Origin of the sequence: Prochlorococcus sp. MIT 1318, from assembly GCF_047304505.1 — a bacterium.
GTDB lineage: Bacteria > Cyanobacteriota > Cyanobacteriia > PCC-6307 > Cyanobiaceae > Prochlorococcus > Prochlorococcus marinus_D.
Window position 1 is genome coordinate 1,847,487 of record NZ_CP138958.1, and the last position, 14,512, is coordinate 1,861,998.

Annotated in this window: 4 protein-coding genes and 1 tRNA gene; 1 reads left to right on the plus strand and 4 read right to left on the minus strand. The window is 44.1% G+C overall.

From position 1 onward, the window contains the following. Positions 1-609 precede the first annotated feature (609 nt). Entirely contained in the window at positions 610-3,825 is a 3,216-nt protein-coding gene (locus tag SIB66_RS09465) for an SBBP repeat-containing protein (protein WP_413681267.1), read from the minus strand. Between the two features lie 1,052 nt (positions 3,826-4,877). After that, the gene (locus tag SIB66_RS09470; protein WP_413681268.1) at positions 4,878-8,009 is read right to left on the minus strand and encodes an SBBP repeat-containing protein; all 3,132 of its coding nucleotides are present in this window, start codon (positions 8,007-8,009) and stop codon (positions 4,878-4,880) included. 497 nt (positions 8,010-8,506) lie between these two features. On the opposite strand from SIB66_RS09470, the gene SIB66_RS09475 reads away from it, so the two are divergent. Further along, positions 8,507-8,758, plus strand: a complete 252-nt coding sequence (locus SIB66_RS09475; RefSeq protein WP_063421290.1) for a DUF1651 domain-containing protein — start codon at positions 8,507-8,509, stop codon at positions 8,756-8,758. A 74-nt stretch (positions 8,759-8,832) separates the two neighbouring features. Here the strand turns inward: SIB66_RS09475 and SIB66_RS09480 are convergent. Together SIB66_RS09480 and SIB66_RS09485 are read right to left on the minus strand one after the other, a co-directional pair. Then, positions 8,833-8,965, minus strand: a tRNA-Met gene (locus tag SIB66_RS09480). A gap of 297 nt (positions 8,966-9,262) precedes the next feature. Beyond that, the gene (locus tag SIB66_RS09485; RefSeq protein ID WP_413681269.1) at positions 9,263-14,320 is read right to left on the minus strand and encodes a hypothetical protein; all 5,058 of its coding nucleotides are present in this window, start codon (positions 14,318-14,320) and stop codon (positions 9,263-9,265) included. Between the last annotated feature and the right edge of the window lie 192 nt (positions 14,321-14,512).

Sequence of the window (14,512 nt, forward strand, 5' to 3'; positions counted from 1 at the left end):
CGCTCAGCATGCCACGAAAATGCCTTTTTTACTGAGCCACCGGTGGCTCACCTAATTGTGCTTACTAGGGTTTTTAAGGGCAACTATGACTCCTTATAAAGCGCGAAACTATTCTCTTTAGATTCCCCAGATCCCAGTCGTAGACATTAAAAAACCCCTGCTGGACAGGGGTCTTATTTGGTGGCGGGGGGGAGATTTGAACTCCCGACCTTCGGGTTATGAGCCCGAATAGACAGGGGCAAAACCCAGTGGGTCACTGACGCAAAAAAATGACCGGCTCTTTTAACCGGCTCAGTAGAAAGGCCCCTCGCCAATCTGCCCCGGGGGTCAGCTCTCCTCGCCTTAGCTATTTCTTGGCTCTTGGTTTTGAACCTAAGTACTGATCCATGTCTTTCCTATGTAAGAGACCACTGCCACAATCTCGTCACTTCCATCCTTTTCACTCCACAGTCGACTCTAGTATTGATTATCAGAAACGTACAAATTGTACATTAATGTAAACTCGCATTGCTGTAATTCAGGTTAGCATTGGGTAATTTTAGAGGTGCTCCCTTTGAGATTGTCGATTATATATATTCAATGATATCTTTATTCAGTTTTTATGCGTGTTTAGGTACTTGACCCACCCATGATGTCATCATTCAGGCCGGTGCCTGTAATGTCCTCTGTGTAATTTCCGCCGCCGCCGGATACTGACGGATTAGGGTTATTTGTTCCTCCTGTAACGACTTCGTCCCGAGCTGCATTATCAGAATCTATATTTGAATTGGAAGTATTCGTATTTTGCACATGTTCTAGAGGAGCATCATATCCACCAGATGAGGCTTTGGCTTCGAGGGTATTCTGCTTCTCAAAGGATGTATTATCCCAGGACTCATTAATACCATTTTGTGCATTCAGCTCAGTCCATGACATTTGATTGTCCCCCACGGTCCATGACATTACATTGTCCCCCACGGTTGACCCTGTAGTCGCGATTCCATGAAAAGCATTATCTCCTGTATGAAGGGTTCTGCCCCAATCTTTATCTAATATCTTGAGATCAGCGATATCGATGACTCCATTGAAATCAGCATCGACATCACTGACATAAGTGTTAGCTTCTGCTTGCTTGGTCTGAGTGCCTATATCATTGCCCAAATTATCTTTCATCCCAGAGGTTACATCTTTAAGGGTCTGACGCGCTGCTCCTGCATTGAGGAATGCAAGGTCTTTCATTCCTACAGTGCCGTCAAAGTTGAGATCACCCTGGAATGTAATCAGGTTTTTTGATCCAACGTTAGTACCAACATCGTATTCATCCGTTTGATTCTTACCATGTTGGTCTTTTCTAGTGACTTCCATCCTGTATAGATTTTTACCGGCATTAAACACTTTGCCTGCTTGATCGTCTCCAATTTCTACAGCAATCCTGACTGTCTTTTCTTCTTGTTTATTTGGATCGTAGTCTCCTATTTTCAGCCCATTAACTTCTTCTGCCTGTGTAGTAACAAAGCTGCCACCTTTAAGTTTATTATTAGTGGCATCAATCTGATCGAGTGCTGTTTGATCAAGAATTCCATTTTTACTGTAGTTTGCATCTGTGGTTGCATCTATTTTTAAGAATCCAGATTTCGATGTAATCACCTTGCCAACAGCAGTAGCATCAGTAGCAAGATTTTTGATTGTGATATCTGTAGCTGCTACATTGCCAGTATTTTTCCAAGTGACATCGCTGTAAATAGTTGAACCAGCTCGTATCAAGTTGGTCTTAATTCCTCCTGATGCAACGCCAATGGTTCGATTGGAGGCGAAAGTCAAGTCACCAGTTTGACTCAAGTCAACTTGGCCTTCATAGAGGGCTATCGAGTCCTTGATTGCTTTGACGCTACCGTTTAAGTCTCGCAAGGTACTGATTTCTGCATTTTCAAGGCCGCTGGTCTCTGTAATGCTCTTGGAAAATACAGTGGAATCTCGATTAACAGAAAGATCAAATTCTAATGTTCCATCAAATGCATCCACACCGGATGCAGTCCCGTCATAGGTGAGCAATTTGCCAGCAGTGGCACTTCCTGTTGTGTATTTGGCTAAAGCAGTCTCGTCAAAATTTAGAGCAATTGAAGCGAATACCTTGTTTTCACCTGATGCTATGCCAGCGCCTGCACCACTAATATGATTTAAACCAGCTCCAACGATGCGTATTTCGCCTTTGTCATTATCAATATGTATCGCATTAGCGACAGGGAATAGAGAGGATAATTGAATTTGATCTTTATCAATTGAGCCGAAAAGATCTGTGTTGAATTTTAAAGTGATATCAGTAGACTCAAGTGTATAACCTTGGGCTACATTCTTAGCTAGGATGTCTAAAATATAGGCATCATTATCTGTAGCGCCAATACCCTTGATGGCCGTACTTTTTAAAGGATCTTCTCTAATTGTTGTATCGACATCTGTCTCAAGCGCTATGCCGTCAGTTTCTGTTGAGCTGCTCCCATCTTTTCGCTTTGCTTTCCTCAGTTCATAGCTAACTTCTAATTTGCTTTGGTTAACAAACTTAGTTAGGAAGGCATCAGCGTTGCCACTATTTGTCTCTCCATCAAGGTCGCCATTGGTATTACCAGCGATATAGATCGAGCCGTCGCTGCCTGTTGTCAACGCATAGGCATTGTCACCTGAAGTTGTGCCGAATAGCTGGGTCCAATCCTTCGTGCCATCAGGATCATATTTAGTTAAAAAGGCATCAGAGCTACCACTATTCGCCTCTCCATCAAGATCGCCTCTTGTAGAACCAGCGATATAGATCGAGCCGTCTCTGCCTGTTGTTAGCGCAGTGGCCCAATCACTTGAACTTGTTCCTAATAGATTGGTCCAGTCCTTCGTGCCATCAGAATCATATTTAGTTAAAAAGGCATCAACGCTTCCATTATTCGTCTCTTCATCAAGGTCGCCACTTGTATCACCAGCGATATAGATCGAGCCGTCGCTGCCTGTTGTCAACGCATAGGCATAGTCACCTGAAGTTGGCCAATCACCATGATGTAATGAACCTAATAGCTGCGTCCAATCCTTCGTGCCATCAGGATTATATTTCGTTAAAAAGGCATCAAGGCCACCATCTCGCGTGCCTGTTGTTCCAATATTCACCTCTCCCTCAAGATCACCTCCTGTGATGCCAGCGATATAGATGGAACCGTCGCTGCCTGTTGTTAGCGCTCTTGCATCGTCATATGAAGTTGTACCTAATAGCTGGGTCCAATCCTTCGTGCCATCAGGATCATATTTGGTTAAGAAGGCATCGCCTCCTCCACTATTGATCTCTCCATCAAGGTTCCCATGTGTATAACCAGAGATATAGATGGAGCCGTCGCTGCCTGTTGTTAGCGCAGTGGCATAGTCATATGAAGTTGTACCAAATAGCTGGGTCCAGTCCTTCGTGCCATCAGAATCATATTTAGTTAAAAATGCATCAATGCTTCCATTATTCGTCTCTCCATCAAGGTCGCCTGTTGTAGAACCAGCGATATAGATCGAGCCGTCGCTGCCTGTTGTCAACGCATAGCCATAGTCACCTAAAGTTGTACCCAAAAGCTGGGTCCAATCCTTCGTGCCATCAGAATCATATTTAGTTAAGAAGGCATCCCCTCCTCCACTATTGATCTCTCCATCAAGGTTCCCATGTGTAGAACCAGCGATATAGATCGAGCCGTCGCTGCCTGTTGTTAGTGCTTTGGGATAGTCAGATGAAGGTGTACCCAGTAACTGGGTCCAAGCTTTAGTGACACCGTCAACAGCTTTTTGCCCGTCTAGGTTCAGGTCGTTTTGATTTGGATTGGAGGCGACCATGATGACCTCCTCAGCTAGGGGAAGGAGTTTGGGCTTGGTTAAGCCGTATCTAAGGCCTATAAGTTTATTTTACCTTCAGGTTGTTGTTTGATCCAATCTCTTGAGATCTAGAAAGCACTTGCTGGCAAGGGCTCTGGGCAATTCTACTCAGTCTTGTTTTGAGATTGTTCAGTGGCTTTTGTCTTTTGGGTAGAAGCTCTTAAAAAAACAGCTCGACGATGAGGTAAACGAAAGTCTTTGAGGTTTCTTGTCTAAGTAGAGTTAAATATTTTTGGCTTATAAATTACTTTTTCTAGGTAAATACTCTTGCAGTTCTTAACGATCTGAGGAATCCTTCCATTAGTTCGAGCCCTCTTCCATGCGCAATTGAGCATCTGTCCCAAACGGACTCTCTCTTGACGTTCCCGTTTGGCATCAGGATCTCCTGTCAGTGCTCTTAGCTGTGCTCAGGATTCCATAAAATGCCTTTTTTACGTACCCGGTACCGGGTACGTAGATTGTGCTTACTAGGGTTTTTAAGGGCAGTTGTGGCTGTTTGTAAGTCACGAAATTATTCTCTTTAGATTCCCCAGATCCCCGTCGCAGACATTAAAAAACCCCTGCTGAACAGGGGTCTTATTTGGTGGCGGGGGGGAGATTTGAACTCCCGACCTTCGGGTTATGAGCCCGAATAGATAGGGGCAGATCCCAGTGGGTCACTGACGCAAATTTTTGGGTGGGTACTCTGAGTGGGTACGTAGAAAAGCCCCCTCCCCAATCTGGCCCGGCGGTCAGCTCTCCTCGCCTTAGCTATTTCGTGGCTCTTGCTTTTGAACCTAAGTACTGATCCATGTCTTTCCTATGTACGAGACCACTGCCACAATCTCGTCACTTCTATCCTTTTCACTCCAGGATCGATTCCACCAACGCTTATCAGAATCGTACAAATTGTACATTAATATGAACTCGTATTGCTGTAATTCAGGTTAGCATTGGGTAATTTTAGAGGTGCTCCCTTTCAGATTGTCGATTATATATATTTAATGATATCTTTATCCAGTCTTTATGCGTGTTTAGGTACTAGACCCACCCATGATGTCATCATTCAGGCCGATGCCTGTAATGTCCTCTGTGTAGCTACCAACAGCGGGGGGTGATACTGAAGGATTAGGGTTACCTGTCCCTCCTGTTACCACTTCGTTCCGAGGTGCATTATCAGAATCTATATTTGAATTGGAAGTATTGGCATTTTGCACATGTTCTAGAGGAGCATCATATCCACCAGATGAGGCTTTGGCTTCAAGGGTATTCTGCTTCTCAAAGGATGTATTATCCCAGGACTCATTAATACCAGTTTGACCATTTAGATCAGCCCAGGATATTTGATTGTCCCCTACAGTTGTTCCATTCGAAATTCCATGAAAAGCCTCCTCGCCTGTATGAAGGGTTTTGCCCCAATCTTTATCTAATATCTTGAGATCAGCGATATCGATGACTCCATTGAAATCAGCATCAACGTCACTGGCATAAGTGTTAGCTTCTGCTTGCTTGGTCTGAGTGCCTATATCATTGCCCAAATTATCTTTCATCCCAGAGGTTACATCTTTAAGGGTCTGACGCGCTGCTCCTGCATTGAGGAATGCAAGGTCTTTCATTCCTACAGTGCCGTCAAAGTTGAGATCACCCTGGAATGTAATCAGGTTTTTTGATCCAACGTTAGTACCAACATCGTATTCATCCGTTTGATCCTTACCATGTTGGTCTTTCCTAATGACTTCCATTCTGTATAGATTTTTACCGGCATTAAACACTTTGCCTGCTTGATCGTCTCCAATTTCTACAGCAATCCTGACTGTCTTTTCTTCTTGTTTATTTGGATCGTAGTCTCCTATTTTCAGCCCATTAACTTCTTCTGCCGATGTAGTAACAAAGCTGCCACCTTTAAGTTTATTATTAGTGGCATCAATCTGATCGAGTGCTGTTTGATCAAGGATTCCATTTTTACTGTAGTCTGTTGATGTGGTGGTAGCTGTTTTTAAGAATCCAGATTTCGACGAAATCACCTTGCCAACAGCAGTAGGATCAGTGGCAAGATTTTTGATTGTGATATCTGTAGCTGCTACATTGCCAGTATTTTTCCAAGTGACATCGCTGTAAACAGTTGAACCAGCTCGTATCAAGTTGGTCTTAATTCCTCCTGATGCAACGCCAATGGTTCGATTGGAGGCGAAAGTCAAGTCACCAGTTTGACTCAAGTCAACTTGGCCTTCATAGAGGGCTATCGAGTCCTTGATTGCTTTGACGCTACCGCCTAAGTCTCGTAGGGTTTTGATTTCTGCATTCTTTTCCCATGTCGTACCATCAGACCTAGTTTCTGTAACCGCTTTTGAGAAGACAGTGGAATCTCGATTAACAGAAAGATCAAATTCTAATGTTCCATCAAATGCATCCACACCGGATTCAGCCCCGTCATAGGTGAGCAATTTGCCAGCAGTGGCACTTCCTGTTGTGTATTTGGCTAACGCAGTCTCGTCAAAATTTAGAGCAATTGAAGCGAAAACCTTGTTTTCACCTGATGCTATGCCAGCGCCTGCACCGGTGAGATGATTTAAACCAGCTCCAACGATGCGTATTTCGCCTTTATCATTATCAATATGAATCGCATTGGCGACAGGAAATAGAGAGGATAATTGGATTTGATCTTTATCAATTGAGCCGAAAAGATCTGTGTTGAATTTTAAAGTGATATCAGTAGACTCAAGTGTATAACCTTGGGCTACATTTTTCGCTAAAATGTCTAAAATATAGGCATCATTGTCTGTAGCGCCAATACCCTTGATGGCCGTACTTTTTAAAGGATCTTCTCTAATTGTTGTATCTACATCTGTCTCAAGCGCTATGCCGTCAGTTTCCGTTGAGTTGCTCCCATCTTTTCGCTTTGCTTTCCTCAGTTCGTAGCTCAGTTCTAATTTTTTGTTCATAAATCTAGATAGGAATATATCTCTTCCGCCACTATTCGTTTTTCCATCAAGATTGCCAGTTGTCCAACCAGCGATATAGATCGACCCGTCTTTGCCTACTGTTATCGCATGAGCTTCTTCATATCCAGTTGGACCTGAACCTAATAACTGTGTGGAATCCCTCGTGCCATTAGCGTTATATCTAGTTATAAAGGCATCAGTGTTGCCACTATTTGTCTGTCCATCAAGGTTTCCATATGTATAACCAGCGATATAGATCGATCCATCGTTAGCTGTCGTGATAGCTGTGGCATAGTCACTAGAGGCTGAACCGAAGAGCTGGGTCGAACTTTTCGTACCATCAGAATTATATTTACTTAAATAGACATCTTTATTACCATTATTCTGCTTCCCATCAAGGTCACCATCTGTGTAGCCAGTGATATAGATTGAGCCATCGTTACCTGGTGTTAGCGCCAAGGCACCATCCCATTCACTTGTACCTATTAGCTGGGTCCAATTCTTCGTGCCATCCGCATCATATTTAGCTAAATAACCATCAGAGCTACCACTATTTATATTCCCATCAAGGTCGCCTAATGTAGTGCCAGCGATATAGATTGATCCATCGCTGCCTGTGGTTAGCGCATTGCCAGTGTCAGTACCAGTTGTACCTAATAGCTGGGTCCAATCCTTGGAGCCATCCGTCTTATATTTAGATAAAAAGCCATCATAACTGCCAATATTCTGTTTCCCGTCTAGCCCGCCACTTGTGTTTCCAGCTATATAGATAGAGCCGTCGCTGCCTGTGGTTAGAGCGAAGGCCACTTGATGTGGTCCTGAACCTATCAGCTTGGTCCAGTCCCTTGTGCCATCCGTATTGTATTTCGTTAAATAGGCATCAGCTCCACCGCTATTTAGGTTTCCATCAAGGTTTTCAAGATCTCCATTTGTTTTACCAGCGATATAGATCGAGCCGTCGCTGCCTGTGGTTAGAGCATAGGCACTGTCATATAAATTTGTACCTAATAGCTGGGTCCAATCCTTGGCGCCATCCGCATTATATTTCGTTAAAAAGGCATCATTGCTACCACTATTTGTCTGTCCATCAAGGTTGCCACTTGTATAACCAGCGATATAGATCGAGCCGTCGCTGCCTGTGGTTAGTGCAGTGACAAATTCACTGGCGGTTGTACCTAATAGTTGGGTCCAGTCATTGGTGAGCCCGTTGCTATTGCTTGCCATCTAAATTCCTCGCTTAATGACTGAAGTGCGTAATGGAGCTGGGATCAGAACCAATCGGCTTTGGTATTAAACCTATTATATACAAAGGATTATCTCTATGTAGATTTATTGCTTGGCGTACTACCTCTAGATATCTCAATGGCTGCCCGGGCAAGCAAAATCATTTCAGAATTTGCATTTTGTGGACAACATACAGCCTTACCGCGTTAATGCATTGATATTGTTCATTTATATAGAGATACGGCAATCTCTGATTTAATTGACCTTCAGCTAAACAGAATCAAACAAATTCTCTGGTAAATGATACTGAAGTAATTGCTTCCTTTCGACATTTAATCCCCCCCCCGTTTCTCGTCTGGTTGCCTCTTTGGCAGGTTTTCAAGCTATTTACGGAGATAGTCACTATCGCTCCCCACTCTGGCCCGGGGATCAGCTCTCTTGCCTTGGCCATTCCGAAGCTATTACTGTAGAACATAGGTACTGATCGATGACGTTCGATGCTTGGGGCTGCGCGACACGGCCAGACGCACTGGCTATCTGATCCTGAGGGTTATTGGTATCTAAAGTTCAAAGATGTCCTTGGTCGTAGTTTCCTGGAACGCCACATTGAAGTGATCAAAGGTCGACCGATCAAAGGTGTACCAGCTCTCTTAAAAACCAGGACGATTTATCACCACGTTGATGATGCAAGAGAGTTATGGAAAAGACTTCAAGGCGAAGGTTGGAGGGTCACCTCAGCCCAATGGTGAGAACTATTTTTCAGGGCCAAGTTCTGATGCATTCTTGTCAACAAACCCCCTCACAGAGAGGGGCTTTTAAGTGTTGGCGGGGGGGAGATTTGAACTCCCGACCTTCGGGTTATGAGCCCGAAGGGATAAGGGCAAATCCCTTGGTATCAAAGGCCTCAAAAATGTAGGTGGGGATCCTGACTGGGGATGTAGAAAAGCCCCCTCCCCATCATCCACGGGGGTCATCTCTCCCCGCCTTAGCTATTTGGTTGCTCTTGCTTTTTGAACCTAAGTATTTGTTCATGTCTTTCCTATGTACGAGACCACTGCCACAATCTCGTCACTTCCATCCTTTTCACTCCAGGATCGATTCCACCAACGCTTATCAGAATCGTACAAATAGTACATTAATATGAACTCTTATTGCTGTAATTCAGGTAGGCATTGGGTAATTTTAGAGTTGCTCCCTTTCAGATTGTCGATTATATATATTTAATGATATCTTTGTCCAGTTTTTATGCGTGTTTAGGTACTAGAACCCCCCATGATGTCATCATTCAGGCCGATGCCTGTAATGTCCTCTGTGTAATTTCCACCCCCGCCGGATACTGACGGGGCAGGGTTATTTGTTCCTCCTGTAACCACATCGGAACGGGTTGCATTATCAGAATCTATATTTGTATTGGAAGTATTGGCATTTTGCACATGTTCTAGAGGAGCATCATATCCACCAGATGAGGCTTTGGCTTCAAGGGTATTCTGCTTCTCAAAGGATGTATTATCCCAGGACTCATTAATACCAGTTTGACCATTTAGATCAGCCCAGGATATTTGATTGTCCCCTACAGTTGTTCCATTCGAAATTCCATGAAAAGCCTCCTCGCCTGTATGAAGGGTTTTGCCCCAATCTTTATCTAATATCTTGAGATCAGCGATATCGATGACTCCATTGAAATCAGCATCAACGTCACTGGCATAAGTGTTAGCTTCTGCTTGCTTGGTCTGAGTGCCTATATCATTGCCCAAATTATCTTTCATCCCAGAGGTTACATCTTTAAGGGTCTGACGCGCTGCTCCTGCATTGAGGAATGCAAGGTCTTTCATTCCTACAGTGCCGTCAAAGTTGAGATCACCCTGGAATGTAATCAGGTTTTTTGATCCAACGTTAGTACCAACATCGTATTCATCCGTTTGATCCTTACCATGTTGGTCTTTCCTAATGACTTCCATTCTGTATAGATTTTTACCGGCATTAAACACTTTGCCTGCTTGATCGTCTCCAATTTCTACAGCAATCCTGACTGTCTTTTCTTCTTGTTTATTTGGATCGTAGTCTCCTATTTTCAGCCCATTAACTTCTTCTGCCGATGTAGTAACAAAGCTGCCACCTTTAAGTTTATTATTAGTGGCATCAATCTGATCGAGTGCTGTTTGATCAAGGATTCCATTTTTACTGTAGTCTGTTGATGTGGTGGTAGCTGTTTTTAAGAATCCAGATTTCGACGAAATCACCTTGCCAACAGCAGTAGGATCAGTGGCAAGATTTTTGATTGTGATATCTGTAGCTGCTACATTGCCAGTATTTTTCCAAGTGACATCGCTGTAAACAGTTGAACCAGCTCGTATCAAGTTGGTCTTAATTCCTCCTGATGCAACGCCAATGGTTCGATTGGAGGCGAAAGTCAAGTCACCAGTTTGACTCAAGTCAACTTGGCCTTCATAGAGGGCTATAGAGTCCTTGATTGCTTTGACGCTACCGTCTAAATCTCGCAAGGTACTGATTTCTGCATTTTCAAGGCCGCTGGTCTCTGTAATGCTCTTGGAAAATACAGTGGAATCTCGATTAACAGAAAGATCAAATTCTAATGTTCCATCAAATGCATCCACACCGGATGCAGTCCCGTCATAGGTGAGCAATTTGCCAGCAGTAGCACTTCCTGTTGTGTATTTGGCTAAAGCAGTCTCGTCAAAATTTAGAGCAATTGAAGCGAATACCTTGTTTTCACCTGATGCTATGCCGGCGCCTGCACCACTAATATGATTTAAACCAGCACCGGCGATACGTATTTCGCCTTTAGTGTTATCAATATGAATCGCATTGGCGACAGGAAATAGAGAGGATAATTGGATTTGATCTTTATCAATTGAGCCGAAAAGATCTGTGTTGAATTTTAAAGTGATATCAGTGGATTCAAGTGTATATCCTTGCGCTACATTCTTAGCTAGGATGTCTAAAATATAGGCATCATTATCTGTAGCTCCAATACCCTTAATAGCAGTGCTTTTTAAAGGATCTTCTCTAATTGTTGTATCTACATCTGTCTCAAGCGCTATGCCGTCAGTTTCAGTTGAGCTGCTCCCATCTTTTCGCTTTGCTTTCCTCAGTTCATAGCTGATTTCTAATTTGTCACCCCCCTGTGGAAAGGTTGAGGTGTCGTTGATATCAACGGCGGCTGATTGAGCAACGAGTTGCTGGCGTGCTTGATCAGAGAAGAGTTTGACGATCAGGCTCTCAAGGCCTTCTGTGGTGAGATCTTGAGCAAATGAGTGGGATAAGGAAAAATTGTCTTCTGTTTGCCCAATCGCGAAACCACTTTGAAGTTGAGCGCCTACGTCGGTGGAGGTGTTGTAGTGCTGTGCGACAGCTCCATATCTGCCATTTGCCGAATTCATGCCTATATATTCACCGCTAATTGGGTGATAGTTACTCCCTCCCCATGTGACGACTGAGCCGTTCTCTTTTAAAGCAGCAAATGCTGTTGAGTTTGAGTAGATGTTGACAACCCCTTCGTCCAATTGGTCCGACAGGATATCTGCATATCCCCAAGTAACGACTGATCCATCGTCTTTTAAGGCTGCAAATGATATGTCAGTAGAGAATATTTCTTTCACACCACTTTGAAGTTGAGCGCCTACGTCGGTGGAGGTGTTGTAGTGCTGTGCGACAGCTCCATATCTGCCATTCGCCGAATTCATGCCTATATATTCACCGCTAATTGGGTGATAGTTACTCCCTCCCCATGTGACGACTGAGCCGTTCTCTTTTAAAGCAGCAAATGCTGTTGAGTTTGAGTAGATGTTGACAACCCCTTCGTCCAATTGGTCCGACAGGATATCTGCATATCCCCAAGTAACGACTGAACCATCGTCTTTTAAGGCTGCAAATGATATGTCAGTAGAGAATATTTCTTTCACACCACTTTGAAGTTGAGCGCCTACGTCGGTGGAGGTGTTGTAGTGCTGTGCGACAGCTCCATATCTGCCATTCGCCGAATTCATGCCTATATATTCACCGCTAATTGGGTGATCGTTACTCCCTCCCCATGTGACGACTGAGCCGTTCTCTTTTAAAGCAGCAAATGCTGTTGAGTTTGAGTAGATGTTGACAACCCCTTCGTCCAATTGGTCCGACAGGATATCTGCATATCCCCAAGTAACGACTGAACCATCGTCTTTTAAGGCTGCAAATGATATGTCAGTAGAGAATATTTCTTTTACACCACTTTGAAGTTGAGCGCCTACGTCGGTGGAGGTGTTGTAGTGCTGTGCGACAGCTCCATATCTGCCATTCGCCGAATTCATGCCTATATATTCACCGCTAATTGGGTGATAGTTACTCCCTCCCCATGTGACGACTGAGCCGTTCTCTTTTAAAGCAGCAAATGCTGTTGAGTTTGAGTAGATGTTGACAACCCCTTCGTCCAATTGGTCCGACAGGATATCTGCATATCCCCAAGTAACGACTGAACCATCGTCTTTTAAGGCTGCAAATGATATGTCAGTAGAGAATATTTCTTTTACACCACTTTGAAGTTGAGCGCCTACGTCGGTGGAGGTGTTGTAGTGCTGTGCGACAGCTCCATATCTGCCATTCGCCGAATTCATGCCTATATATTCACCGCTAATTGGGTGATAGTTACTCCCTCCCCATGTGACGACTGAGCCGTTCTCTTTTAAAGCAGCAAATGCTGTTGAGTTTGAGTAGATGTTGACAACCCCTTCGTCCAATTGGTCCGACAGGATATCTGCATATCCCCAAGTAACGACTGAACCATCGCCCTTTAGGGCGGCAAAAGATATATCCGTAGACGCAATTATTGATTTTTCTTCTACAGTAAATTCATAAGATCCTTTGATTTGTCCATTGCGCAGGTCTTTTTGAGTGATGTTTTCCCCTTCCAGTGCCCAGAATACCTCCGAGCCTTGACTTAGATCTGTCGTTTCAATATTTGTTGTTAAAGTTTCTCCTTCGTTGAGGGAGTTAGTTGATGTGGTGACTGAAAAGTTGGGAATGGGTGTTATAGAAATGCTTTGGTCTACAAACTTAGTTAGGAAGGCATCACCGCCTCCTTTATTCGCCTCACCATCAAGGTCGCCTCTTGTTAAACCAGCGATATAGATCGAGCCGTCGCTGCCTGTTGTTAGCGCTCTGGCAATTTCAGTTGAAGTTGTACCTAATAGCTGGGTCCAATCCTTCGTGCCATCAGGGTCATATTTAGTTAAAAAGGCATCACTGCCTCCTTTATTCGTCTCTCCATCAAGATCGCCCGCTGTAACACCAGCGATATAGATCGAGCCGTCGCTGCCTGTTATTAGTGCATAGGCAGCATCGTGTGATGGTGTACCTAGTAACTGGGTCCAACCCTTCGTGCCATCCGTCTTGTATTTAGTTAAAAAGGCATCATCGTCACCACTATTCGGCTTCCCATCAAGGTCGCCAGGTGTACGACCAGCGATATAGATCGAGCCGTCGCTGCCTGTTGTTAGCGCATTGACTTTGTCATTTATTTTAGTTGAACCTAATAGCCGGGTCCAATCCTTGGTGCCGTCAGGATCATATTTAGTTAAAAAGGCATCATTCCCTCCATTATTCGTCTCTCCATCAAGATCACCAGTTGTTAAACCAGCGATATAGATCGAGCCATCGCTGCCTGTTGTTAGTGCATGGGCACCGTCAACTCCATTTGTACCTAATAGCTGGGTCCAATCCTTGGTGCCATCCACATTATATTTGGTTAGAAAGGCATCAGAGCTACCACTATTTGTCTCTCCATCAAGGTCGCCTGATGTTTTACCAGCGATATAGATCGATCCGTCGCTGCCTGTTGTTAGTGCATTGGCTTCGGCACCTGAGGTAGTACCTAATAGCTTGGTCCAATCCTTCGTGCCATCAGAATCATATTTAGTTAAAAAGGCATCAGAGCTACCACTATTCGTCTCTCCATCAAGGTCGCCTTGTGTAAAACCAGCGATATAGATCGAGCCGTCGCTTCCTGTTGTTAGTGCATTGGCTTCGTCATATGAAGTTGTACCTAATAGCTGGGTCCAGTCCTTCGTGCCATCAGGGTCATATTTAGTTAAATAGGCATCCCTTGAACCACTATTCGTCTCTCCATCAAGGTCGCCCCATGTATAACCAGCGATATAGATCGAGCCGTCGCTGCCTGTTGTTAGCGCATAGGGCCAGTCACCACCGTTAACGGAAGTTGTACCTAATAGCTGGGTCCAAGCTTTTGTGACACCGTCAGCAGCTTTTTGACCGTCTAGGTTTAGGTCGTTTTGATTGGGATTGGAGGTGACCATGAAGACCTCCTCAGCCAGGGGAAGGAGTTTGGGCTTGGATCAGCCGTAGATAAGGCCTATAAGTTTATTTTACCTTCAGGTTGTTGTTTGATCCAATCTCTTGAGATCTAGAAAGCTTTTGCTGGCAAGGGCTCTGGGCAATTCTACTCAGTCTTTTTTTGAGATTGTGCAGTGGCTTTTGTCTTTTGGGTA